Source organism: Streptomyces sp. NPDC085900 (assembly GCF_044540925.1).
Taxonomy (GTDB): Bacteria; Actinomycetota; Actinomycetes; order Streptomycetales; family Streptomycetaceae; genus Streptomyces; species Streptomyces gilvifuscus.
The window spans coordinates 313,409-338,444 of sequence record NZ_JBITSP010000006.1 but is presented as its reverse complement, the minus strand read 5'-3'; the positions used below and the strand labels follow the sequence as shown (position 1 = coordinate 338,444).

The window sequence follows — 25,036 nt, the reverse complement described above, 5'->3', positions numbered from 1 at the left end:
GCGCCCCTTGCCACAAGGGGCGCCCTCCGCCGTCGTACGCCCTACTGGGCGCCGGGACGCACCAGCCCGCTCTCGTACGCGTACACCGCCGCCTGCACCCGGTCGCGCAGCCCCAACTTGGTCAGCACGTGGCCCACATGCGTCTTCACCGTCGTCTCGCTGACGAACAGGTCCGCCGCGATCTCCGCGTTGGACAGACCGCGCGCCACCAGCTTCAGCACCTCCACCTCACGGTCGGTGAGCGTGTGCAGCGTGTCCGGCACCGGCTCGTCACCGGAGGGCAGGTGAGTGGCGTACTTGTCCAGCAGCCGCCGGGTGATGCTCGGCGCCAGCATCGCCTCGCCCGCCGCCACCACCCGGATCGCCTGGACGAGCTCATTGGCCGGCGCGTCCTTCAAGAGGAACCCGCTCGCCCCCGCCCGCAACGCCTCCACCACGTACTCGTCGAGGTCGAAGGTGGTCAGCACCAGCACCTTCGCCGGGCCGTCCCGCCCGGGCCCGGTGATCTGCCGGGTCGCCTCCACCCCGTCCATCCGGGGCATCCGGATGTCCATCAGAACCACATCGGGCTGCAGCGCCCGCACCTGGTCGAGGGCCTGGAGGCCGTCTCCGGCCTCGCCGACGACCGCGAGGTCCTGCTCCGCCTCCAGGATCATGCGGAAACCGGTACGCAGCAGCGGCTGGTCGTCGACCAGTAGGACGCGGATGGCCACGTGACTCTCCTTCGCTAGTCCGGCCCCATTCTGCCCTGCGGGACGTCACCCGACCCGACCGCCCTCACCGGCAGCGGATAAGGCGGGGGAGTGCCCCCGAACTCCGGGCAGTGCGCCTGGTGGTCGCACCAGCCGCACAGCTTCGTCGGCCGGGGCCGCCAGTCACCGGACTCGGTGGCCTGCCGGATCGCCTCCCACAGCGCGAGCAGCTTGCGCTCGACCCGCTCCAGATCGGCGAGGACCGGGTCGTACGTCAGGACGTCCCCGCTGCCGAGGTACACCAGCTGCAGCCGCCGCGGGACCACCTTCTTCAGGCGCCACACCACCAGGGCGTAGAACTTCATCTGGAACAGCGCGCCTTCGGCGTACTCCGGCCGGGGCGCCTTGCCCGTCTTGTAGTCGACGATCCGCACCTCGCCCGTCGGCGCCACGTCGACCCGGTCGATGATCCCGCGCAGCGTCAGCCCCGAGTCCAGCTCGGCCTCCACGAACAACTCCCGCTCCGCGGGCTCCAGCCGGGTCGGATCCTCCAACGAGAACCACCGCTCGACGAGCCGCTCTGCCTCGCCCAGCCAGCGCGCCAGCCGCTCGCCGCCGGGATCGTCCTCGAACAGCTCCACGACCTCCGGCCTGCTCTCCCGCAGCCGGTCCCACTGGCCCGGGATCAGGGACTTGGCGCGCGGCGCCGTCCGCTCCGCGGCGGGGGCGTCGAAAAGCCGCTCCAGTACCGCGTGCACCAGCGTCCCCCGGGTGGCCGCCTCGCTCGGCTTCTCCGGCAGCCGGTCGATGACACGGAAGCGGTACAGCAGAGGGCACTGCATGAAGTCACCGGCACGCGAAGGCGACAGACTGGCCGGCGGTATGGCGGGCCGGTCCGCGTCCGGCGTCCCCACGGCCGCTGCCGCCGCCACCGCGGTCGTCACCGCCGTCGTCGTCACCCCCGCCGTCACCGCCGTCTGCTCGGCCACCACAGGAAGATCCACCGGTGCCGGACCCCCGCCGTGGGCCTCAGCCGTGCCCTCCGCGCTGTTCTCCATGCCCACAGACCTTACGGCCCGCCACTGACAGTGACCCACCCACCGCCGCGACGGGGCGGCCGACGGGGAAACACCGGGGGTGCCGGGGCGGAACGCGCCGCGACGGCCGCATACCATCGACCCCAGACCCTTCCGCCCGGCAGGCGCGGAAGACGCTTCGAACGAGGGGACATCGTGGACCAGAGCGGCGGGAGCGGGCAGCGGCCCGGCACCGACGAGCCGGCCGAGCCCCCCACGGGACCGGCCCCGGCCACCCCCTCACCCACCCAGGCCGACGCACAGCCCACGGACGCACGACGGACCACCACGACCAGGGACGCCGCCAAGGGAGACCCCTCGATGGGCGACAGCACGAAAGCGCCGACCACCGACACCGGGGCCGCCCCGGCCGACAGCGACCCGAAAGCGCGAGACGACGAGCACGGGCACCCGCGACAGGACACCGCCCCCGCCGACGGCCCCGCCCCCCAGGAGCACTCCGGCCGGCCCGCCGCCCCCCGCAGCGACGACGCCTCCCCGGCGCACGGCACGGAGCAGCCGGACGCAGACACGCCGGACGCAGGCCGGCCGGACGCGGACCAGCCGGCCGACGCCGCCGACACCCCCGCCCGCCCCGACGCGCCGCCCCCCGGCCACCCCACCCCTCCCGACGCCGGTCACCACGCCCCCCACACCACCGGCACCACCCCCGGCCACGCGTCCCACGCCGACCGCACCCTCGCCCACTCCGGCGCCAAGAACCCCCCGCCCCAGCGCCGCGAATCCCCCCGGGGCGGACTCCTCATGGGCCGCCCCTTCGGCGTACCCGTCTACGTCGCCCCCAGCTGGTTCCTCGTCGCCGCCCTCATCACCTGGGTCTTCGGCGGCCAGCTCGACCGCGTCCTGCCCGAACTCGGCGCCGCCCGCTACCTCGTCTCCCTCTTCTTCGCCGTCGCCTTCTACGCCTCCGTCCTCGTCCACGAACTCGCCCACACCGTCGCCGCCCTCCGCTTCAAACTCCCCGTCCGCCGCATCCAGCTCCAGTTCTTCGGCGGCGTCTCCGAGATCGAGAAGGAAGCCGAGACCCCCGGCAGGGAGTTCGTCCTGGCCTTCGTCGGCCCCCTGCTCTCCCTGATCCTCGCCGGGCTCTTCTACGTCGCCATGCAGCCCGTCGAGCCCGGCACCGTTCCCGGCGTCCTGCTCGCCGGCCTGATGATCTCCAACCTCATCGTCGCCGCCTTCAACCTCCTGCCCGGCCTCCCGCTCGACGGCGGCCGGATGCTCCGCGCCGTCGTCTGGAAGATCACCGGCAAGCCCATGAGCGGCACCGTCGCCGCAGCCTGGGTCGGCCGCGCCCTCGCCGTCTCCGTCCTGATCGGCCTGCCGCTGCTCACCCAGTCCGGCGCCCTCGGCTCCACCGCCGAGGACAGCGTCGGCATGGACACCGTCACCGACGCCCTGCTCGCCGCCATCCTCGCCGCGATCATCTGGACCGGCGCCGGCAACAGCCTCCGCATGGCCCGCCTGCGCGAACACCTGCCGGAACTGCGCGCCCGCAACCTCACCCGCCGCGCCGTCCCCGTCGAGACCGACACCCCCCTCTCCGAAGCCCTGCGCCGCGCCAACGCGGCCGGCGCCCGCGCCCTCGTCGTCGTCGACGCCGACGGCCACCCGCTCTCCCTCGTCCGCGAGGCCGCCATCGTCGGCGTACCCGAACACCGCCGCCCCTGGGTCGCCGTCAGCGGCCTCGCCCAGGAACTCACCGACGGCATGCGCGTCTCCGCCGAACTCGCCGGCGAGGACCTCCTCGACGTCCTGCGCGCCACCCCCGCCACCGAATACCTCGTCGTCGAGGAAACCGGCGAGATCTACGGCGTACTGTCCGCCGCCGACGTCGAACGCGCCTTCGTGAAAGCCATGGCCAGACCGTCCTGAGCGGCCCGGCGACCCCACAGAGGCGCGGAGAACCGCACGCCGATCCACCACGCACCCGCAGCCGATCCACCGGTCTCCCCACGGAGCCCACCGTGGTCGGCGGCCCCCGCAAACCCCGGTAGGCTGTTCACATGTCCGAACCGACCGGTGCCGCCCGCAGGCGCGGGCCCTTCAAGGTCGGGGACCAGGTTCAGCTGACCGACCCCAAGGGCCGCCACTACACGTTCACGCTCGAAGCCGGAAAGAACTTCCACACCCACAAGGGTTCCTTCCCGCACGACGAGCTGATCGGCGCACCCGAGGGCAGCGTTGTCCGCACCACCGGTAACGTCGCCTACCTCGCGCTGCGCCCCCTGCTCCCCGACTACGTCCTGTCCATGCCCCGAGGGGCAGCCGTCGTCTACCCCAAGGACGCGGGGCAGATCCTCGCCTTCGCCGACATCTTCCCCGGCGCGCGCGTCGTGGAGGCCGGAGTCGGCTCCGGCTCGCTCAGCAGCTTCCTGCTGCGCGCCATCGGCGACCAGGGCATGCTCCACAGCTACGAGCGCCGCGAGGACTTCGCCGAGATCGCCCAGCAGAACGTGGAACGCTACTTCGGCGGCCCGCACCCCGCCTGGCAGCTCACCGTCGGCGACCTCCAGGACAACCTCTCCGACACCGACGTCGACCGCGTCATCCTCGACATGCTCGCCCCCTGGGAATGCCTCGAGGCCGTCTCCAAGGCACTCGTCCCCGGCGGCATCCTCTGCTGCTACGTCGCCACCACCACCCAGCTCGCCCGGACCGTCGAGTCCATCCGCGAGATCGGCTCCTTCAACGAGCCGACCGCCTGGGAGACGATGATCCGCAACTGGCACATCGAGGGCCTGGCCGTCCGCCCCGACCACCGGATGATCGGCCACACCGGCTTCCTCCTCACCGCCCGCCGCCTCGCCGACGGCGTCGAGCCCCCCATGCGCCGCCGCCGCCCCGCCAAGGGCGCCTACGGCGAGGACTACGCCGGCCCCAACGCCGACGGCGGCGGCCGCTGACACCGCCGCGTACCGCAGCAACGCACGGGCGCCGCGGTCGAGTTCCCGCACCAACCACCGGAACTCGACCACGGCGCCCTTCTCATGACAGTGCGCCACAAACCGAACAAACCCGGCGGGGCCCTGTTCGTCATCCCGTACCCCGCCGTTCCCCCGCACTGTGACGTGTGGCACGATGCGTGCCACCCCCACCGGCACAGCCCTCACAGGAGACGCTCCTAGTGCAGCATCCCGCCGTCCCGGAACTGGCACACACGCACACCCGTCCCATCCACTGGGTCGCCACCGCCACGGCGGTCGCCGGCGTCATGGCCCTCTCCTCGGTCCTGCAGCCCAACTCGGCCACAGCGGCCCAGACGGCGGACCCGCACACCAAGACCGTCCACGCGGCCACCGCGCCCGGCACGGCCGGAGTCGACTTCCCGATCACCTGCGGTCCCGTCAAAGCGATCGTCCACAAGAAGACCACCGGAGACCTCGACGGCGACGGCAACCCCGAGACGGTCGCGATCGTGCACTGCGACGCCCCCATGGGCACCCCGCCCGACGGCGTCTACGTCCTCACCCGCGCCTCCGACGGCACACCCCGCGTGGTCGCCACCCTGCTCGACCCCAAAGCCGACGACACCGTGAGCGACTTCGCGATACGCGACGGCGCCGTCACGGCCACCCTGCTCGGCTACTCCACCGACAACGTGCCCCGCTGCTGCCCCGACGTCACCGACCACGTGAAGTGGCAGTGGAAGAACGGCACGTTCGTCCGCTCGACACCCGCCGCCACCCACAGCGTCTGAGTCACGCCCCCGGCGTGTGTGAGAAATCAGACAACGGTAACGGCCCGCACCCATTACCTCACTCAGCGTCCGGACCGTAGACCTCGACCCTGTCCGAAACCCGCCGCACATGGATGCACTCGCCCGGACACTCCTTCGCCGAGTCCACCACATCCGTCAGAAGCGGCAACGGAACAGGCGTTGCAGCACCCTTGTCCTGCAACAGCTCCTCGCCCGGCCCCTTCACATACGCCAGACCGTCGATGTCCAGCTCGAACACTTCCGGCGCGTACTGCGCGCAGATCCCGTCGCCGGTACACAGGTCCTGATCGATCCAGACCTCCAGCTGCTCGCCGCCGGCCACGGCCTCCTGCTGCACGCTCATCGCTCCTGCCGTTTAGAAGTCGAGCCGACGGGAATCGGGCCAGCTCTGACGGGTGTTGGACACTGTGACCCTACCTCCGGCAGCTTTCCAATCATGTTCGGTGGGTATTCCCCTGGCGTGAGGGAGAGCGCAAGGGTGAAGATCGGACACACCCCGACCGTCTTTGTGATCTAGGGGTTTCAATCGACACCCACCCAGGTAGGGTCTGGAAGCGTCCAGCTCCCCTTGGAGGAGGTGAGGACCGTGGCAGCCCACGACGACGACATGAACCGCGGCATCCGCCCGGGACGCGGGTCCGACGACCCGGCCGGGCAGATTGCCTACCTTGAGCAGGAGATCGCCGTCCTGCGACGCAAGCTCGCCGACTCTCCGCGACACACGAGGATTCTCGAAGAGCGGATCGTCGAGCTGCAGACCAACCTGGCCGGCGTGTCCGCCCAGAACGAGCGACTCGCCAACACACTCCGCGAGGCCCGCGACCAGATCGTGGCCCTCAAGGAGGAGGTCGACCGGCTCGCACAGCCACCGGCCGGCTTCGGAGTCTTCCTCGCGGCGAACGAGGACGGCACCGCCGACATCTTCACCGGGGGCCGCAAGCTCCGGGTGAACGTCAGCCCCAGCGTCGACCTCGAAGAACTCCGGCGCGGCCAGGAAGTAATGCTCAACGAGGCGCTCAACGTGGTCGAGGCCATGGAGTTCGAGCGCGTCGGGGACATCGTCACCCTCAAGGAGATCCTCGAGGACGGCGAACGCGCCCTGGTGCTCGGGCACACCGATGAGGAGCGGGTGGTACGGCTCGCCGAGCCACTGCTGGACGTGAACATCCGCCCCGGTGACGCCCTGCTGCTCGAACCCCGCTCCGGCTACGTCTACGAGATCGTCCCCAAGAGCGAGGTCGAAGAACTCGTCCTCGAAGAAGTACCGGACATCGGATACGAGCAGATCGGCGGACTCGGCGGCCAGATCGAGGCCATCCGCGACGCCGTCGAGCTCCCGTACCTCTACCCCGACCTCTTCAAGGAGCACGAGCTCCGGCCGCCCAAGGGCGTACTGCTCTACGGCCCGCCCGGATGCGGCAAGACACTCATCGCCAAGGCCGTCGCCAACTCGCTGGCCAAGAAGGTCGCCGAGGTCACCGGCCAGGCCCAGGGCAAGAGCTTCTTCCTCAACATCAAAGGCCCCGAGCTCCTCAACAAGTACGTCGGCGAGACCGAGCGGCAGATCCGCCTCGTCTTCCAGCGTGCAAGGGAAAAGGCCAGCGAGGGCACACCCGTCATCGTCTTCTTCGACGAGATGGAATCCCTCTTCCGCACCCGCGGCTCCGGTGTCAGCTCCGACGTCGAGAACACGATCGTCCCCCAGCTGCTCGCCGAGATCGACGGCGTGGAAGGCCTGCAGAACGTGGTCGTCATCGGCGCCTCCAACCGCGAGGACATGATCGACCCCGCCATCCTGCGCCCCGGCCGACTCGACGTGAAGATCAAGATCGAGCGCCCGGACGCCGAGGCCGCCAAGGACATCTTCGGCAAGTACCTCACCGAACGCCTCCCGCTGCACTCCGACGACCTCGGCGAGCACGGCGGCAGCAAGACCACGACCGTCGAGAGCATGATCCAGACGGCCGTCGAGCACATGTACGCGGAATCCGAGGAGAACCGCTTCCTGGAGGTCACCTACGCCAACGGTGACAAGGAAGTCCTCTACTTCAAGGACTTCAACTCCGGCGCCATGATCGAGAACATCGTCGGCCGCGCCAAGAAGATGGCGATCAAGGACTTCCTCGACCACAACCAGAAGGGCCTCCGCGTCTCCCACCTCCTCCAGGCATGCGTGGACGAGTTCAAGGAGAACGAGGACCTGCCCAACACCACCAACCCGGACGACTGGGCCCGAATCTCCGGAAAGAAGGGCGAACGGATCGTCTACATCCGTACCCTCATCACCGGAAAGCAGGGCGCAGACACCGGACGCTCCATCGACACGGTGGCGAACACCGGTCAGTACCTGTAAAGACAGGGCGGCTGCGGGTGCCCTCACCGGGGTACCCGCAGCCGACTGTTTTTCAGGCAACCAACCGGAACCAAGGCGAGCAAGGCAATGACGCAAATGATCTCCCCACCAGCGCAAAGCCGTTCTAGGCTCTTCGGTACCGCCGAGTCGCGCAGTGCGGGGACGGGCACCGCACACGCACCGGAGCGCCAGCGGTACTTGAGCGGCGTCCCCGACCGAGGACACCGCCGGGCAAGGAGGGCCGCATGACCGTACGGCGAGTAATGGGCATCGAGACGGAGTACGGCATCTCCGTCCCCGGCCACCCCAACGCCAATGCCATGCTCACCTCGTCCCAGATCGTCAACGCCTACGCGGCGGCGATGCACCGGGCCCGCCGGGCCCGCTGGGACTTCGAGGAGGAGAACCCGCTGCGGGACGCGCGCGGCTTCGACCTCGCACGAGAGGCCGCCGACGCCAGCCAGCTCACCGACGAGGACATCGGCCTCGCCAACGTGATCCTCACCAACGGCGCACGGCTCTACGTCGACCACGCACACCCCGAATACAGCGCACCCGAGGTCACCAACCCCCGCGACGCCGTCCTCTGGGACAAGGCCGGCGAGCGGATCATGGCCGAGGCCGCCGAACGCGCGGCCCAGCTCCCCGGTGCCCAGCCGATCCACCTCTACAAGAACAACACCGACAACAAGGGCGCCTCCTACGGCACACACGAGAACTACCTGATGAAGCGGGAAACCCCGTTCTCGGACATCGTGCGCCACCTCACGCCCTTCTTCGTCTCCCGCCAGGTCGTCACCGGCGCCGGCCGCGTCGGCATCGGCCAGGACGGCCACGAACACGGCTTCCAGCTCAGCCAGCGCGCGGACTACTTCGAGGTCGAGGTCGGCCTGGAGACCACCCTCAAGCGCCCCATCATCAACACCCGCGACGAGCCGCACGCCGACGCCGAGAAGTACCGCCGCCTGCACGTCATCATCGGCGACGCGAACCTCTCCGAGATCTCCACCTACCTCAAGCTCGGCACGACCGCCCTGGTCCTGTCCATGATCGAGGACGGCTTCATCGCCGTCGACCTGGCCGTGGACCAGCCGGTCCGCACCCTCCACCAGGTCTCCCACGACCCGACCCTCAAGCGCCTGGTCACCCTCCGCAGCGGCCGCACACTCACCGCGGTCCAGCTCCAGATGGAGTACTACGAGCTCTCCCGCAAGTACGTCGAGGAACGCTACGGCGCCGACGCGGACGAGCAGACCAAGGACGTCCTCTCCCGTTGGGAGGACACCCTCAACCGCCTGGAGCACGACCCCATGAGCCTGGCCGGCGAGCTGGACTGGGTCGCCAAGCGCGAGCTCATGGAGGGCTACCGGCGCCGCGACGCCCTCGACTGGGACGCGGCCAAGCTGCACCTCCTCGACCTCCAGTACGCCGACGTAAGGGCCGAGAAGGGCCTCTACAACCGCCTGGAGGCCCGCGGCCGCATGAAGCGGCTGCTGACCGAGGACGAGGTCGAGCGGGCCCGCACGAAGCCCCCGGAGGACACCCGCGCCTACTTCCGCGGACGCTGCCTCGAGCAGTACGCGGACGACGTCGCGGCGGCCTCCTGGGACTCCGTGATCTTCGACCTCCCGGGCCGCGACTCGCTCCAGCGTGTTCCAACCCTCGAACCGCTTCGCGGAACGCGAAATCACGTCAAGGAGCTCCTCGACCGCTGCCGGACGGCGGAAGACCTGGTCAGGGTGCTGTCGGGCAACTGAGCGGGCACCCGGGCGGCGTCCGGCGAACAGGGTGGAAAGTCCGCCGTCCGGGAATCATCGAGGTGGTCCTCGTACGTTGGAGAAACGCAGGGCCATTGTCAGACCCGGCTTGTAGGGTCTGATCATCACCGATCGGCAGGAATGCCGACCTGTCGACCATGTCGGGCGAACTGAGCGGGGTGAGGGTCATGGCAACCAAGGACACCGGCGGCGGCCAGCAGAAGGCGACGCACTCGACCGAACAGGCCGAGGAGCAGACGACCGAAGCACAGGGCTCCGAGGACCTGAAGGAACGACACGAGAAGCTGAGCGACGACGTGGACTCGGTTCTGGACGAGATCGACGATGTCCTCGAGGAGAATGCGGAGGACTTCGTCCGTAGTTTCGTTCAGAAAGGCGGCCAGTAGCCTTCGAATCGAAGGGTTCGAGGGGGATCGGGTTGGCGATCGTGGGCGAGTTGAAGCGCTGTTCGCGGTGCAGGGCATCCAAGCCGCGAGCAGCCTTCGCGAGGAACAAGTCGGCTCGGGACGGGCTGCAGGCCTACTGTCGGGAATGCTGGGCGGAGTATCACCAAGCGCGGCAGCTCGCCAAGGGGAAGAACGTCCGTCCTCGGGTGGAGACCCCCGAGGGGTACAAGTTCTGCCGCAGTTGTGGCGAGATCAAGCCTCACAGTGAGTGGCATCGCAATGCGACCGCTTCCGATGGCCTCTCGACGAGTTGCAGGGCGTGCAGGGCGAACAAGGCGCGCGCCGGCCATCTGAAGCGTCAGTACGGCATCACCGAGGCCGAGCGGGACGAGTTGGTCGCGTCTCAAGGAGGTGTCTGCTGCGTATGTTTGGCGGCAGCGCCGGAGCATGTGGATCACTGCCACAAGACGGGTAGGGTCCGAGGCGTACTGTGCTTCAGCTGCAATGCCGCGCTGGGGCAGTTCAAGGATCGGCCCGATGCCATAAGGCGGGCTGCTGCTTACGTGGAAGGAATCGCGTGGAAGCCAACACTCGTAGCACCGGGCGTCTACCAGCTGCCTTCCTGACGCCTGGGTCCTCGTCCTTCATGGACTTCCTGTCGGAGCACCAGCCCGAGATGCTGCCCGGCAACCGTCAACTGCCGCCCACTCAGGGTGTGATCGAGGCGCCGCACGGCACCACGATCGTGGCCGTGACGTTCCCGGGCGGTGTCGTGCTGGCCGGTGACCGTCGGGCCACCATGGGCAACATGATCGCCCAGCGCGACATCGAGAAGGTTTTCCCCGCCGACGAGTACTCGGCGGTCGGCATCGCCGGCACGGCCGGCCTCGCCGTGGAGATGGTCAAGCTGTTCCAGCTGGAGCTGGAGCACTTCGAGAAGGTCGAGGGCGCCCAGCTGTCGCTGGAGGGCAAGGCGAACCGCCTGTCGACCATGATCCGTTCCAACCTGGGCATGGCGATGCAGGGCCTGGCCGTGGTGCCCCTGTTCGCCGGTTACGACGTGGACCGGGGGAAGGGCCGCATCTTCTCCTACGACGTCACGGGCGGCCGCAGCGAGGAGCACGGCTACGCGGCCACGGGCTCCGGTTCGATCTTCGCGCGCGGTGCGATGAAGAAGCTCTTCCGTGAGGACCTGACCGAGGCCGACGCCACCACACTGGTGGTGCAGGCCCTGTACGACGCGGCAGACGACGACTCGGCGACCGGTGGTCCCGATGTCGCCCGCCGGATCTATCCGATCGTCACCGTGATCACCGAGGACGGCTTCCGCCGGCTCACCGAGGACGAGTCCTCCGAGATCGCCCGCTCGATCCTGGCGCGGCGGCTGGAGCAGCCCGACGGCCCGCGGGCCGCGCTGCTGTAGCGGCGGCCGGTCTTATCAAGGTGATCCAGTTGACCTCGACAGAAAGGGACGGATAACCGGTGTCGACGCCGTTCTACGTCTCCCCCCAGCAGGCCATGGCCGACCGGGCGGAGTACGCCCGCAAGGGCATCGCGCGCGGCCGCAGCCTGGTCGTGCTCCAGTACGCCGACGGCATTGTCTTCGTCGGTGAGAACCCGTCCCGTGCGCTGCACAAGTTCAGTGAGATCTACGACCGGATCGGCTTCGCGGCCGCCGGCAAGTACAACGAGTACGAGAATCTGCGGATCGGTGGTGTGCGCTACGCCGACCTGCGGGGTTACACCTACGACCGGGACGACGTGACCGCTCGCGGTCTGGCGAACGTCTACGCGCAGACGCTGGGCACGATCTTCTCCTCGGCCGGTGAGAAGCCGTACGAGGTGGAGCTGGTCGTGGCCGAGGTCGGTGAGACGCCGGAGGGCGATCAGATCTACCGGCTGCCGCACGACGGTTCGATCGTGGACGAGCACGGTTCGGTCGCGGTGGGTGGCAACGCCGAGTTGATCAGCAACTACCTCGATCAGCAGCACCGGGAGGGCATGACCCTCGCGGAGGGGCTCAAGCTGGCCGTGCAGGCCCTGTCCCGTGAGTCGAACGGCACGCAGCGGGAGATCCCCGCGGAGCGCCTGGAGGTCGCGGTGCTGGACCGTACGCGTCCGCAGGCGCGTAAGTTCAAGCGGATCGTCGGCCGTCAGCTCGCCCGGCTTCTGGAGGCGGGCGGGGCGTCGACCGAGGCCGAGAGCAGTACGGAGGGCGAGGGTCCGGACGAGGAGTAGTCCGGTCCTGAAGCTTCCTTCCTTGTGTGCCCCGGCTGCTGGTGCGGCCGGGGCGCAGGGCGTTCAGGGGGCGTGAGGCGGCGCTGTGGAGCCTCGTACGACCAGTTCGACGGGGATGTCGCCCGCGTCCGGTGTGCGGCCGTCCAGGACGGCCAGGAGGGCTTGCATGCCGCGTTCGCCGACCGTCTCGGCGTCCAGGCGGACGGTGGTCAGTTCGGGGTCGAGGGCTGTGGCGAGGGCGAGGTCGTCGAGGCCGGTGACCGAGATGTCGTCGGGGATGCGCAGGCCGAGGCGGCGGATGGCCTTGTAGGCGCCTGCCGCGAGTTTGTCGTCGTCGCAGACGAGTGCGGTGGGGTGGGGGCCCGGTTCGGCGAGGGCGGTGGTCGTGGCGGTGAGGGCCGCTTCGATGGAGAGCGCGGAGTGGGCCGTGCGTACGGACGTGCCGGGGGTCGTGGCGACGCGGTCGGCGAGTTCTCGTGCGCGTACCTCGAAGGTCCAGGAGGGCACGTCGGCGGCGAGGTGCAGGAAGGTGCGGTGTCCCTGGGCGAGGAGGTGTTCGGCGATCTGGCGGACGCCGTCGGTGATGTCGAGGTTGACGGTGGCGGCGCCGAGGCTGCCGTCGGGGTCGCTGTCGAGCATGACCAGGGGGAGTTGGTCGCCGCGGATCTCGGTGAGGGCGTCGGCGGCCATGGAGGAGGCGATGACGCCGTCCAGGGCGGCCTGGGCGGAGGCGAAGGGGTCGCGGGCGGGGCCGATGCCGGCGGGGGAGGGGTAGAGGACGACGCCGAAGCCGTGGCGGGCGGCGACGCGGGCGGCGCCGGTGTAGACGCCGGCGAAGAACTCGTTGGTGAGGGCGGGGACCACGAGGAGGACGGTGCGGGTGCGGCCGAGGCGGAGGTTGCGGGCGGCGAGGTTGGGCCGGTAGCCGAGGTCGCGGGCGGCTTGGCGTACGCGTTCGGCGGTGGCCGCGGAGACCCGGCCGTGCCATTTGTCGCCGAGGACCAGGGAGACGGCGGCCTGGGAGACGCCGGCGGCCTGGGCGACGTCTCGGCTCGTGGGGCGGGTGCTGCCTCGTGCCACCGTCGGCCTGCTCCTTCGTGTGGACTGGTGAACAGCGCACATGGTACGTATGGAAGGCGACGTTATACGTAAAACTTGGAGGCGGGGCATGGCCGCGGGATACCTGGAGATCCTCAGGGCGCGGCATGCCGCGCGCCTGTTGACGGGCACTTTGGTGGGCCGGCTGCCCAACGCCACCGCAGCGATCGCGATCGTGCTGTTCGTCCGCGCGGAGGGCGGCACGTACAGCCTGGCCGGTGGGCTGGCGGCGGTGTACGGGGTCGCCAACGCGGTCGGGCAGCCGGTGCTCGGGCGGCTGGTGGACCTGCACGGGCAGCCGCGTGTCCAGTTGCCCGCCGCGCTCGCCTCGGCCCTCGCCATGGCCTGCTTCGCCGTCACCGGCACCGATCCGCTCGCGCTCGCCTACACGTGCGTGGCGGCCGCCGGGCTGTTCACACCGCCCCTGGAGGGCGGTCTGCGGGCTCTGTGGCCGAGTGTGCTGGGCCGGGAGGAGCAGGTGCACACGGCGTACGCGATGGACGCCGTGGCGCAGGAGGTCATGTTCGCCGCCGGTCCGCTGCTGGTGACATTGTGCGTGTCGCTGTGGTCGGCCGGGGCGGCGCTGGTCGTGGTGAACGTCATCGGGGTTCTCGGGGCGCTGTCGGTGGTGGTGTCGCCGCCCTCGCGCGCGTGGCGGTCGGCGCCGCGTGAGGCGCACTGGCTCGGCGCTCTGCGCTCGCGGGGGCTGCTGGCGCTGCTGGGGGCGTTCCTGTTCGTCGGCATGGCGCTGGGGTCCATCACGGTGGCGTCGGTGCCGTACGCCGACGAGCACGGCGGGGACGCGGTCTACGGCTGGATCATGGCGGCGATCGGATTGGGTGCGCTGATCGGCGGGACGGTGTACGGGGCGCGGCGATGGACGGGGGAGCCGGCGCGGCGACTGCAGGTGCTGGTCGCTCTTCTGGCGGTGTGTTACCTGCCGCTGATGCTGATGCCGGGTGCTGTGGCGATGGTGTTGCTCACGGTGGTCGCCGGGTTGTTCCTGGCGCCGGTCATCGCTTGCGCGTTCGTACTGGTGGACCGGCATGCGCCGAGGGGGACCGTCACCGAGGCGTTCTCCTGGATCGTGACGACGTTCACGGTCGGGGCGTCGGTCGGAACGGGCCTGGCGGGTCCGGTCGTCGAGGCGGGCGGGGCCGTGTGGGGGTATGCCGTCCCGGGTGCGGCGGGGGGCGTGTCGCTGCTGGTCCTGCTGGCCACCGGGCGGGTCCTCGCAGCTCCCGGCGGGCCGCGGGTAGTTGCCGCTTGTTCGGAAAATGATCCAAACCGTGCCGTCGAACCCCGTTTCAGCTCAGGGGATCGGGCGTAATGTTCAGTCATGGACCGCCGCATTTTCGGGCTGGAGAACGAGTACGGCGTCACATGTACGTTCAGGGGACAGCGCCGCCTGTCTCCCGACGAGGTGGCGCGGTACCTCTTCCGCCGTGTCGTGTCATGGGGCCGCAGCAGCAATGTCTTTCTGCGAAACGGCGCCCGCCTCTATCTCGACGTGGGCTCACATCCGGAATACGCGACACCCGAATGTGACAACGTGACCGAACTGGTCACCCACGACAAGGCCGGCGAGCGCATTCTGGAAGGGCTTCTGGTAGACGCCGAACGACGCCTGCACGAGGAGGGAATCGCGGGCGACGTCTACCTCTTCAAGAACAACACCGACTCGGCGGGCAACTCCTACGGGTGTCACGAGAACTATCTCGTGGCCCGGCACGGGGAGTTCTCCCGGCTGGCGGACATCCTCATTCCGTTCCTGGTCACCCGCCAGCTCCTGTGCGGGGCTGGCAAGGTGCTGCAGACGCCGCGCGGTGCGGTGTACTGCGTCAGCCAGCGGGCCGAGCACATCTGGGAGGGCGTCTCCTCGGCGACGACCCGCTCCCGGCCCATCATCAACACCCGCGACGAACCGCACGCGGACGCCGAGCGCTACCGCCGGCTGCACGTCATCGTGGGCGACTCGAACATGTCCGAGACGACCATGCTGCTGAAGGTCGGGGCCACCGACCTGGTGCTGCGCATGATCGAGGCGGGCACCGTGATGCGCGACCTGACCCTGGAGAACCCGATCCGGGCGATCCGCGAGGTCAGCCACGACATCACCGGCCGACGCAAGGTGCGTCTGGCCAGCGGCCGGGAGGCCTCCGCGCTGGAGGTGCAGCGCGAGTACTACGAGAAGGCCGTGGACTTCTGCGAGCGCCGCGGTATCCGCACCGGCACCGTCGAGCAGGTCCTGGAGCTGTGGGGCCGCACGCTGGACGCGATCGAGGCCGAGGACCTCGACCGGATCGGCACCGAGATCGACTGGGTGATGAAGTACAAGCTCATCGAGCGGTACCGGGCCAAGCACAACATGACGATGTCCCACCCGCGGGTCGCGCAGATAGACCTCGCCTACCACGACATCCACCGCCGTCGTGGCCTGTACTACCTGCTCGAGAAGAAGGGCCAAGCGGCCCGTATCTGCAACGACTTGAAGATCTTCGAGGGCAAGTCCGTTCCGCCGCAGACGACTCGGGCCCGGCTGCGCGGCGACTTCATCCGCAGGGCCCAGGAACAGCGCCGTGACTTCACGGTCGACTGGGTGCATCTCAAGCTCAACGATCAGGCGCAGCGCACGGTGTTGTGCAAGGACCCGTTCCGGTCGGTGGACGACCGGGTGGAGAAGCTGATCGCGGGAATGTGAGTTATGTGAGCAACCTGTTCCGGTGAAAGACCGGAACGCAACGCGGGCGCCGTACGTTTTCAGTGCGGCGCCCTTCTCACGCCGTAGAGTTGCGCGCACGCCAGTCCACAAGATCGACCGATACGAGGCCCCCACCGTGCGCCGACGCTCACTGCTCATCGCCGTACCCGCAGGATTTGCCACGCTCGCCGCGTGCGGCGACAACAACAAGTCCGACTCGGCCAAGGCCAGCGACAGTGCGTCGCCCTCCGCCTCGGCGACCTCCGCCGCGCCGCCGCCGAAGATCGTCGACGGCCCGCTGCCGACGGTGACCGCGGGCACGACGTTCGGCAAGAAGCCGACGGTGGCCAAGGGCACCGGGGAGCCGTCGAAGCAGCTCGCGGTGAAGACGCTCATCGCGGGCAGCGGCAAGACCGTCGCGGAGAACGACTACATCCAGGCCCACTACCTCGGTCAGATCTGGGACACGGCGAAGGTCTTCGACAACTCCTACGACCGCAAGACCGCGCTGCTGATCCAGCTGGCGCAGGGCAGCATCATCGACGGCTGGCGCTATGCCCTGGCGGGCAAGAAGGTCGGCAGCCGTGTCATCTTCTCCGTCCCGCCGACCTGGGGTTACGGCACGTCTGGCAACTCGCAGGCGGGCATCAAGGGAACCGACACGCTGGTGTTCGTCGCCGACATCCAGAACACGTTCAACGCGTCGAGCTCGGCGAAGGGCACGAACGTCGCGCAGAGTGACGCGAGCCTGCCCAAGGTCGGCACCAACACCGACGGCAAGGCGCCCTCGATCGACGTGCCCAAGGGCGACGCGCCGACGAAGCTGGTGTCGAAGTACGTCATCGAGGGCGACGGCGAGGAGGTCACGGCCGACAGCAGTGTCCTGGTGCAGTACAAGGGCGTGCTGTGGGACGGCGGCAAGGAGTTCGACTCGACGTACGGCCGCAAGGCCCTGATGTCGTTCTCGCTGCAGCAGGTCGTCAAGGGGTGGGCGCAGGGCCTGACCGGCAAGAAGGTCGGCAGCCGGGTCCTGATCGTCGTGCCGCCGAAGCTGGGTTACGGCGACAACCCGCCGCCCAACAGCGGCATCAAGAAGGACTCGGTGCTGGTCTTCTCGGTCGACATCCTCGCGAAGATGTAGCGTCCGCGAGGTGTAAGACTGTGGTTGTTGCCTTTCCGACAAGCAGGAGCTGAAAGACGTGAGCATCGAGAAGCCCGAGATCGACTTCCCGGGCGGCGAGCCCCCGGCGGACCTCGAGATCAAGGACATCTGGGAGGGCGACGGCGCCGTTGCGCAGGCGGGCCAGACCGTCACCGTCCACTACGTGGGCGTGGCCTTCAGCACCGGTGAGGAGTTCGACGCCAGCTGGAACCGCGGTACTCCGTTCCGCTTCCCGCTGGGCGGCGGCCGCGTCATCAAGGGCTGGGACCAGGGTGTGCAGGGCATGAAGGTCGGCGGCCGTCGCCAGCTGACCATCCCGGCCCACCTCGCCTACGGCAACCAGAGCCCGACGCCGGCGATCAAGCCGGGCGAGACGCTGATCTTCGTCGTCGACCTGCTCGGCGTCTGATCGTCGTACCGCTTTCGTTCGCGGTCGTAAGGGATCGGTCGACGGTCCGGTCGTCGTGCGGCGACCGACCGGACCCGATCACCTGGGGTCCATGCCTGCCCGGGCATGGGCCCTCGGCTTTTGCCGCGCCACTTCGGGGCGGTACGGTCATCGTCGTAAAGGACCATAGGGAGGCGAAGGGCGTCGATGGCCATTGCCAAGGCCGAGCGGCTGATGAACTTGGCGCTGTGTCTGCTCGGGACGCGGCGGCCGCTCAGCAAGCGCGAGCTGCGTGAGTCCATCGAGGCGTATCTGGAGGCCAACTCGGAGGACGCCTTCAGCCGGATGTTCGAGCGGGACAAGGACGATCTGCGCGAACTCGGCCTGGTCATCGAGACGGTGGAGAACCTCGACGGCGAGGTCGGTTACCTGGCCCGCCGCGACAGCAACCGCCTGCCCCCCGTCACCCTCGACGCCGAGGAGGCCGCCGCGCTGGGCCTGGCGGCCAAGGTCTGGCAGCAGGCCCGGCTCGCCGGTGCGGCCAGCGGCGCCCTGCAGAAGCTGCGCGCGGCCGGCCTGCCCGAGGACTTCGACCCGTACGAGGCCCACGGCGCCCTGGAGCCGCGCATCCCGGTGCACGAGGCCGCGTTCGAGCCGCTGATGCTGGCCTGCCGCGACCGCCGTTCCGTCGCCTTCGACTACCGCAAGGCCAACGCCGCCCGTCCCGAGCCCCGGCACGTGGAGCCGTGGGCGCTGGAGTGCTGGCGCGGCCACTGGTACCTGGCCGGTTTCGACCGCGACCGGGGTGCCGAGCGGGTGTTCAGGCTGTCGCGGATCACCGGCAAGGTCCGCAGCCGCGGCGGCCGGTTCACCGCCGAGGTCCCCGATGTCGTCACCGTGCGTGAGACCGTCGCGAGCTGGGCGGGGGAGACCGCCGACCGCTCCGCGCTGATCCGGCTGCGCTCGGGCTCGGGCTACCCCCTTCGGGCGAAGGCCACCGAGGTGCGGGAACTCGGCGACGGCTGGGACGAGTTGGAGATTCCGTACGGGCACGGGCTGGACGCCTGGCTGGTGGAGTTCGGGCCGGACGTGGTGGTGCTGGAGCCGGCCGAGCTGCGCGCGGACGTGGTGGACCGGCTGCGTGCCGTGGCCAAGGGCTGAGGGGGAGCGGAGCTAAGCAGTGGCAGGCAAACCGGTCAGGCCCGTGAACGCCATCGACCAGACCCGACGGATGCTCTCCCTGGTGACGTATCTCAAGGAGCGCCCGGGAGCCCGGGTCGAGGACGTCGCGCGCGCCTTCGGCATCACCGAGGACGAGCTGGTCTCCGACCTCGACGTGCTGCCCATGTGCGGCACCAGCTTCCGGGGCGGTGACCTGCTCGACATCGACACCGACGGCGAGCGCATCTGGTGGCACAACCCCGACGACGTCGCCGAGCCGCTGCGGCTGGCCGCCGACGAGGCGACCGCGCTGCTGGTGGCCGCCCGCGCGGTGGCCACGCTGCCCGGACTGCGCGAGGGCGACCGGCAGGCCCTGCTGCGGGCCACCGCCAAGGTGGAGACGGCGGCGGGCGAGGCGGCCGGCGCCAGCTCCCGCCTGTCGGTGACCTTCGAGTCGGAGGGCGGGGTCTTCGCGGACGTCGACCGGGCCATCTCGGAGCGGCGCCGGCTGTGGATCCGCTACTACTCGCCGGCCCGCGACGAGGTCACCGAGCGGGAGATCGACCCCATCCGCCTGGTCAGCGTCGGGCACACCTATGTGGAGGCGTGGTGCCGCCGCTCCGAGGCGCGCCGCACCTTCCGGCTCGACCGGGTCGCCGAGATCAAGATCCTCGACGAGCCGTCCGCGCCGCCGGAGATGGAGCTGCGGGATCTCTCCGAGGCGCTGGTGCAGCCCGCCGCCGAGGACCCGGAGGTCGTCATCGAGGTCGGTCCGGGCGGCCGCTGGGTCGCCGAGTACTACCCGCACGACAGCGCGGATGAGCTTGCGGACGGCGGGTTGCGTATCACTCTGCGGACCCCCGATCCGGCCTCGCTGCGACGCCTGGCCCTGCGGCTCGGGCGCGACGGCCGGATCGTGTCGCCGCCCGACCTGGCGGACAGTGCCCGCCAGGCGGCCCGCGAGGCGCTGCTGGCGTACGACGGGGTGGGGGCGGTCCACGACGAAGGGCGACAGCCGTACCAGGAGCCGTAGGACAGGCGGGAGTGAGCTCGAGGGACGCGCCGGTGTTCCGGGGGCGCGCGGGTCCGACGGGTGAGCACGGCTGCCGTCCCGGCACCGGCCGGGCGCCCCGGAGGCGAACGACCAGGAGAAGGGGAGCAGGAGCTTTGACCGAGTCGTCGGTGTCTGAAGTCCAGGGGATGTCGGTGGCAGCGGCCTTCGCGGGGATGAGAAGCGTGTCGGCGGTGACGTTCAGGGCGGGCTGCCCGGACTGCCGCAGCAGCTTCGAGCTCACCGCGAGCGCCCTGCGGCTCGCCATCGGCGCGACCAGCCGCAACACCTTCTACTCCTTCACCTGCCCCGACTGCGGCGCCTCGGTCCGCAAGCCGGCCGGGGAGCGGATCGTCGAACTGCTGACCGGCGGCGGGGTGCGCACCCTGCGGCTGCACACACCGTAGAAAGGTCTAGGCTCGGCGTCATGTTCTGGCCGATGTTCGCGGTAGCTGTGGGTTTCCTGGGTCTCGCGGTGCTCGGGGTGTTCGCCGTGCGGGTGTTCCTGGAGGCGCAGCGGCTGGGCCGGCAGGTCAGTGACTCCGCGCGCCGTATCAATCGGGCCGCGGAGGATCTGGAGCGGGCCGCCGTGAGCACCGCGCGCGCTGTGGATTCCCTGTGAGTGACGCTGTGGCGAAGGTGTGAGTCCTGCGCCGCAGGCGTTTTGGGTCACTTCGGCCTGTCACCCGGGCCGCGCCGGCGGGTACGCTGCTGGTCGCGGACCGGAGAACGAGGCCCGGGCCGCGGACGGGAGTACGCACGGGGATTGCCTCACGTTCACCCCCGAGCGTTACGATCGCTGTCAGCACGATCGATCGGACATATGTCCGACCGGTCGGACAGCATCCCACCCCAGCCGCCTCGGTGAGAAGGTAAAGACTTATGTTCGGAAGGCTCGGCGCCCCCGAGATCATTCTCATCCTCGTCGTCGTCATCCTGCTGTTCGGCGCGAAGAAGCTTCCCGACATGGCGCGCTCGCTCGGCAAGTCCGCTCGCATCCTCAAGAGCGAGGCGAAGGCGATGAAGGAAGAGGGCAGCGGCACGGCCACGCCGGCCGGCCCGCCGAACAACGGTGAGCAGCCCCCCGCCCAGCGCACCATCCAGGCCGCCCCCGGCGACGTGACCAGCTCGCGCCCCGTCACCGAGCCGACGGACACCACCAAGGCCTGACGCAGGGCCGGACGCCTCCGGCCTGCCGCACGAGATGAGGACGTGGGTTGCCCAAGTCTGCCCGCAAGCAGGAGAGGGATCCCGAGGGGCGGATGCCCCTTGCGGACCACCTTCGTGAGCTCCGCAACCGGCTCGCGAAGGCCATGCTGGCCATCGTCGTCGTGACGATCGTCGCCGCCTTCTTCTACAACGACATCATCAACTTCCTCACCAAGCCGGTCCTCGACTCGGTCGGGTGCGGGGAGACCTTCGAGCAGCTGGCGAAGTCGAAGTCCAGCTCTCACCCGTGCGCACAGATCACCATCAACGGTCTGCTCGCGCCGTTCACGCTGGCGCTTCAGGTCTCCCTGATGGCCGGCGTGGTGTTCGCCTCGCCGATCTGGCTGTACCAGCTCTGGGCGTTCGTCGCGCCGGGTCTGCACCGGCACGAGAAGAAGTACGCCTACGCGTTCGTCGGCACCGGCGCTCCGCTGTTCTTCGCCGGCGCGTTCTTCGCGTACAAGGTGCTGCCGACCACCGCGAAGGTGCTCATCGACTTCACCCCGCACGGTGTGAGCAACCTGCTCCCGCTCGACGACCTGCTGCAGCTCGTCACGCGCATGGTGATCGTCTTCGGCCTCTCCTTCGAGCTCCCGCTGCTGCTGATCATGTTGAACCTCACCGGGGTGCTCACCGGCAGGCGGATGCTCGGCTGGTGGCGCGGCATGATCATGGGCATCACGGTCTTCGCGGCCGTCGCCACGCCCAGCACGGACCCGCTGTCGATGCTGGCGCTGGCCGGGCCGATCTGGGTGCTGTACTTCGGCGCCGTGGCGTTCTCCCTCCTCAACGACCGCCGCAAGCTCCGCCGCGAGGAGGCCGGACCCGCCGACGACGAGGCCTCCGACCTCGATCTCACCCCGGAGGACATCGGCGAGGTGGAGGTCGTCTCCGCCAGCCGGGCCCTGCCCGAACAGGCGAGCACGGACCGGGTCAACGGGTACGACGACGTGACCTGAGCGCTCATCCACACGGCACGAGAGGTGTCCGAGTCCTCCGGGACCCGGGCACCTCTCGGTGTTTGACGGCCGGGGTTCCGGATAATGATCGTCCTGTTGTCAGTGGGGCCCGGTACGCTCGAAAGCACGATGACAGAGGACCTCTCACCGGCCGAGCGGTATGCGGCTGCCCGTAGGCGCGCTGCCGAGCAGGCCACCGCGCTCGCCTCCTTCCGCGAGATGTACGACTTCGGCCTGGACCCCTTCCAGATCGAGGCCTGCCAGGCACTCGAGTCGGGCAAGGGGGTGCTGGTCGCCGCGCCCACCGGCTCGGGCAAGACGATCGTGGGCGAGTTCGCCGTCCACCTGGCCCTGCTGCAGGGCAAGAAGTGCTTCTACACCACGCCCATCAAGGCGCTGTCGAACCAGAAGTACGCCGACCTCTGCCGCCGTTACGGGGCGGCGAAGGTCGGCCTGCTCACCGGTGACAACAGCGTCAACTCCGAGGCGCCGGTGGTCGTGATGACCACCGAGGTGCTGCGGAACATGCTGTACGCGGGCTCGCAGACCCTCCTCGGGCTGGGATACGTGGTCATGGACGAGGTGCACTACCTCTCCGACCGCTTCCGGGGAGCGGTGTGGGAAGAGGTGATCATCCACCTTCCGGAGTCCGTGACCCTGGTGTCCCTGTCGGCGACCGTCTCCAACGCGGAGGAGTTCGGCGACTGGCTGGACACCGTCCGCGGCGACACCGAGGTGATCGTCTCCGAGCACCGGCCCGTGCCGCTGTTCCAGCACGTGCTCGCCGGGCGGCGGATGTACGACCTGTTCGAGGAGGGCGAGGGCAGCAAGAAGGCCGTCAACCCCGACCTCACCCGGCTCGCGCGGATGGAGGCCAGCCGGCCGTCGTACCAGGACCGCAGGCGCGGGCGCGCCATGCGCGAGGCCGACCGGGAGCGGGAGCGGCGGCAGCGGTCCCGGGTGTGGACCCCGGGGCGGCCCGAGGTCATCGAGCGGCTCGACACCGAGGGCCTGCTGCCCGCCATCACCTTCATCTTCAGCCGTGCCGCCTGCGAGGCGGCCGTACAGCAGTGCCTGTACGCCGGACTGCGGCTGAACGACGAGGAGGCGCGGGAGCGGGTGCGGGCGCTCGTGGAGGAGCGCACGGCGTCCATTCCCTCCGAGGACCTCCATGTCCTGGGGTACTACGAGTGGCTGGAGGGCCTCGAGCGCGGTATCGCGGCCCACCACGCGGGCATGCTGCCGACGTTCAAGGAGGTCGTCGAGGAGCTGTTCGTACGCGGCCTGGTGAAGGCCGTGTTCGCGACCGAGACGCTCGCGCTCGGCATCAACATGCCGGCACGCTCGGTGGTGTTGGAGAAGCTCGTCAAGTGGAACGGCGAGCAGCACGCCGACATCACGCCCGGTGAGTACACCCAGTTGACGGGTCGTGCGGGGCGGCGCGGCATCGATGTCGAGGGACATGCCGTGGTGCTGTGGCAGCGCGGGATGAGTCCCGAGCATCTGGCGGGGCTCGCCGGCACGCGTACGTATCCGCTGCGCTCCAGCTTCAAGCCGTCGTACAACATGGCCGTCAACCTCGTGGAGCAGTTCGGGCGGCACCGCTCGCGCGAGCTGCTGGAGACGTCCTTCGCGCAGTTCCAGGCCGACAAGTCGGTCGTGGGGATCTCGCGGCAGGTGCAGCGCAACGAGGAGGGGCTGGAGGGCTACAAGGCCTCCATGACCTGCCACCTCGGGGACTTCGAGGAGTACGCGCGGCTGCGGCGCGAGCTCAAGGACCGGGAGACCGAGCTGTCCCGGCAGGGAGCGGCACAGCGGCGCGCGGAGGCCGCGGTGGCGCTGGAGAAGCTCAAGCCGGGCGACGTCATCCACGTGCCGACGGGGAAGTACGCGGGACTGGCACTGGTGCTGGACCCGGGGCTGCCCGCCGGGCGGTCCAACGGGCACCGCGGTTTCGAGCACCACGACGGGCCGCGGCCGCTGGTGCTGACCGCCGAGCGGCAGGTCAAGCGGCTGGCGTCCATCGACTTCCCGGTGCCCGTCGAGGCGTTGGAGCGGATGCGGATCCCCAAGTCCTTCAACCCGCGATCGCCGCAGTCGCGTCGGGACCTGGCGTCCGCTCTGCGCACCAAGGCCGGGCACATTCCGCCGGAGCGGGCCCGCAAGAAGCGGTCGCAGGCGGCCGACGACCGGGAGATCGCGCGCCTGCGGACCGCGATCCGGGCACATCCGTGCCACGGGTGCAGCGACCGTGAGGACCACGCCCGTTGGGCCGAGCGGTATCACCGTCTGCTGCGCGACACCTCGCAGCTGGAGCGGCGGATCGAGGGGCGTACGAACACCATCGCCCGCACCTTCGACCGGATCGTCGCCCTGCTGACGGAGCTTGACTATCTGCGCGGCGACGAGGTCACCGAGCACGGCAAACGGCTCGCCCGGCTGTACGGCGAACTGGACCTGCTGGCCAGCGAGTGTCTGCGGGCCGGGGTCTGGGAAGGGCTCGGCCCCGCCGAACTGGCAGCCTGTGTCTCGGCGTTGGTGTACGAGGCGCGGGTCGGTGACGACGCGATGGCGCCCAAGCTGCCGTCCGGCAAGGCCAAGGCCGCGCTGGGCGAGATGGTGCGGATCTGGGGGCGGCTGGACGCGCTGGAGGAGGAGTTCCGGATCACCCAGACCGAGGGCGTCGGGCAGCGGGAGCCGGATCTCGGGTTCGCCTGGGCCGCGTACATGTGGGCCTCGGGCAAGGGGCTGGACGAGGTGCTGCGCGAGGCGGAGATGCCCGCCGGCGACTTCGTACGGTGGTGCAAGCAGGTGATCGACGTGCTCGGGCAGATCTCGGCGGCGGCTCCGGTCTCCGGCGGGGAGGCGTCGTCCACGGTCGCGAAGAACGCCCGTAAGGCCGTCGACCTGCTGCTGCGCGGGGTCGTGGCCTACTCGTCGGTGGGGTGACCGGCACGGTCCTGCCGCGGCCGCCGAGCCGTTGCCTCACCTCCCGAGGGTGAGGCGCGGCCCGACCCGGGTGGGGCTTGATGAACCCGGGGG

The 25,036-nt window shown here is 69.7% G+C and carries 24 protein-coding genes; 20 read left to right on the top strand and 4 right to left on the bottom strand.

Going from position 1 to position 25,036, the window contains the following annotated elements; translation table 11 throughout:
* Positions 1–41: 41 nt before the first annotated feature.
* Entirely contained in the window at positions 42–713 is a 672-nt protein-coding gene (locus tag ACIGDI_RS23110; protein ID WP_030606450.1) for a response regulator transcription factor, read from the bottom strand.
* Positions 714–727: 14 nt separating this feature from the next.
* Positions 728–1,750: a RecB family exonuclease gene (locus tag ACIGDI_RS23105; RefSeq protein ID WP_399899598.1), complete on the bottom strand. Its 1,023-nt coding sequence runs from the start codon at positions 1,748–1,750 to the stop codon at positions 728–730.
* Positions 1,751–1,924: 174 nt separating this feature from the next.
* Here ACIGDI_RS23105 and ACIGDI_RS23100 point away from each other — a divergent pair, with 174 nt between their 5' ends.
* From ACIGDI_RS23100 to ACIGDI_RS23090, 3 genes are all read left to right on the top strand, one after another.
* A complete protein-coding gene (locus tag ACIGDI_RS23100) occupies positions 1,925–3,664 on the top strand; it encodes a site-2 protease family protein (RefSeq protein ID WP_399899595.1) in 1,740 nt (579 codons plus the stop codon).
* A gap of 131 nt (positions 3,665–3,795) precedes the next feature.
* A complete protein-coding gene (locus ACIGDI_RS23095; protein WP_020939007.1) occupies positions 3,796–4,695 on the top strand; it encodes a tRNA (adenine-N1)-methyltransferase in 900 nt (299 codons plus the stop codon).
* 221 nt (positions 4,696–4,916) lie between these two features.
* Entirely contained in the window at positions 4,917–5,489 is a 573-nt protein-coding gene (locus ACIGDI_RS23090; protein ID WP_399899591.1) for a hypothetical protein, read from the top strand.
* Between the two features lie 58 nt (positions 5,490–5,547).
* Here ACIGDI_RS23090 and ACIGDI_RS23085 read toward each other — a convergent pair whose 3' ends face one another.
* A complete protein-coding gene (locus ACIGDI_RS23085) occupies positions 5,548–5,853 on the bottom strand; it encodes a ferredoxin (protein ID WP_399899588.1) in 306 nt (101 codons plus the stop codon).
* 243 nt (positions 5,854–6,096) lie between these two features.
* Between ACIGDI_RS23085 and arc the strand changes: the two genes are divergently transcribed.
* The 6 genes from arc (at position 6,097) to prcA (ending at position 12,265) form a co-directional block, all read left to right on the top strand.
* On the top strand, positions 6,097–7,863 hold the full coding sequence (gene arc / locus ACIGDI_RS23080; RefSeq protein ID WP_399899585.1) for a proteasome ATPase: 1,767 nt from the start codon (positions 6,097–6,099) through the stop codon (positions 7,861–7,863).
* Between the two features lie 245 nt (positions 7,864–8,108).
* Positions 8,109–9,620, top strand: coding sequence for a depupylase/deamidase Dop (gene dop / locus ACIGDI_RS23075; protein ID WP_399899581.1), 1,512 nt, complete (start codon positions 8,109–8,111; stop codon positions 9,618–9,620).
* Between the two features lie 188 nt (positions 9,621–9,808).
* The gene (locus ACIGDI_RS23070; RefSeq protein ID WP_058928511.1) at positions 9,809–10,027 is read left to right on the top strand and encodes a ubiquitin-like protein Pup; all 219 of its coding nucleotides are present in this window, start codon (positions 9,809–9,811) and stop codon (positions 10,025–10,027) included.
* Positions 10,028–10,077: 50 nt separating this feature from the next.
* Positions 10,078–10,653: an endonuclease VII domain-containing protein gene (locus ACIGDI_RS23065; protein WP_399900036.1), complete on the top strand. Its 576-nt coding sequence runs from the start codon at positions 10,078–10,080 to the stop codon at positions 10,651–10,653.
* Positions 10,605–11,450, top strand: a complete 846-nt coding sequence (gene prcB, locus ACIGDI_RS23060) for a proteasome subunit beta (protein ID WP_399899578.1) — start codon at positions 10,605–10,607, stop codon at positions 11,448–11,450. Before ACIGDI_RS23065 ends, prcB begins: the two co-directional genes overlap by 49 nt.
* Before the next feature lie 59 nt (positions 11,451–11,509).
* Entirely contained in the window at positions 11,510–12,265 is a 756-nt protein-coding gene (gene prcA / locus ACIGDI_RS23055) for a proteasome subunit alpha (RefSeq protein WP_351569066.1), read from the top strand.
* Positions 12,266–12,328: 63 nt separating this feature from the next.
* Here the strand turns inward: prcA and ACIGDI_RS23050 are convergent, their stop codons facing one another.
* Positions 12,329–13,345 (bottom strand): LacI family DNA-binding transcriptional regulator, encoded by a 1,017-nt coding sequence (locus tag ACIGDI_RS23050; RefSeq protein ID WP_399899575.1) that lies wholly within the window; start codon positions 13,343–13,345, stop codon positions 12,329–12,331.
* An 88-nt stretch (positions 13,346–13,433) separates the two neighbouring features.
* Between ACIGDI_RS23050 and ACIGDI_RS23045 the strand changes: the two genes are divergently transcribed.
* From ACIGDI_RS23045 to ACIGDI_RS22995, 11 genes are all read left to right on the top strand, one after another.
* Positions 13,434–14,693, top strand: coding sequence for an MFS transporter (locus ACIGDI_RS23045; RefSeq protein WP_399899572.1), 1,260 nt, complete (start codon positions 13,434–13,436; stop codon positions 14,691–14,693).
* 9 nt (positions 14,694–14,702) lie between these two features.
* The gene (pafA, locus tag ACIGDI_RS23040; RefSeq protein ID WP_028801611.1) at positions 14,703–16,064 is read left to right on the top strand and encodes a Pup--protein ligase; all 1,362 of its coding nucleotides are present in this window, start codon (positions 14,703–14,705) and stop codon (positions 16,062–16,064) included.
* A gap of 136 nt (positions 16,065–16,200) precedes the next feature.
* On the top strand, positions 16,201–17,205 hold the full coding sequence (locus ACIGDI_RS23035; protein WP_399899568.1) for an FKBP-type peptidyl-prolyl cis-trans isomerase: 1,005 nt from the start codon (positions 16,201–16,203) through the stop codon (positions 17,203–17,205).
* Positions 17,206–17,263: 58 nt separating this feature from the next.
* Positions 17,264–17,635, top strand: coding sequence for an FKBP-type peptidyl-prolyl cis-trans isomerase (locus ACIGDI_RS23030; RefSeq protein WP_142150777.1), 372 nt, complete (start codon positions 17,264–17,266; stop codon positions 17,633–17,635).
* Positions 17,636–17,821: 186 nt separating this feature from the next.
* Positions 17,822–18,775 (top strand): YafY family protein, encoded by a 954-nt coding sequence (locus ACIGDI_RS23025; RefSeq protein ID WP_200700742.1) that lies wholly within the window; start codon positions 17,822–17,824, stop codon positions 18,773–18,775.
* Positions 18,776–18,794: 19 nt separating this feature from the next.
* Entirely contained in the window at positions 18,795–19,808 is a 1,014-nt protein-coding gene (locus ACIGDI_RS23020; RefSeq protein WP_390628017.1) for a helix-turn-helix transcriptional regulator, read from the top strand.
* Between the two features lie 134 nt (positions 19,809–19,942).
* On the top strand, positions 19,943–20,233 hold the full coding sequence (locus ACIGDI_RS23015; RefSeq protein WP_200700744.1) for a hypothetical protein: 291 nt from the start codon (positions 19,943–19,945) through the stop codon (positions 20,231–20,233).
* 20 nt (positions 20,234–20,253) lie between these two features.
* Positions 20,254–20,448 (top strand): hypothetical protein, encoded by a 195-nt coding sequence (locus ACIGDI_RS23010; protein WP_142150771.1) that lies wholly within the window; start codon positions 20,254–20,256, stop codon positions 20,446–20,448.
* Positions 20,449–20,708: 260 nt separating this feature from the next.
* Complete coding sequence (gene tatA, locus ACIGDI_RS23005; protein ID WP_142150769.1) at positions 20,709–20,996, top strand: Sec-independent protein translocase subunit TatA; 288 nt, start codon at positions 20,709–20,711, stop codon at positions 20,994–20,996.
* 47 nt (positions 20,997–21,043) lie between these two features.
* Complete coding sequence (gene tatC, locus ACIGDI_RS23000; protein ID WP_399899562.1) at positions 21,044–21,994, top strand: twin-arginine translocase subunit TatC; 951 nt, start codon at positions 21,044–21,046, stop codon at positions 21,992–21,994.
* Positions 21,995–22,078: 84 nt separating this feature from the next.
* The gene (locus ACIGDI_RS22995; protein ID WP_399899559.1) at positions 22,079–24,943 is read left to right on the top strand and encodes a DEAD/DEAH box helicase; all 2,865 of its coding nucleotides are present in this window, start codon (positions 22,079–22,081) and stop codon (positions 24,941–24,943) included.
* Positions 24,944–25,036: the final 93 nt, after the last annotated feature.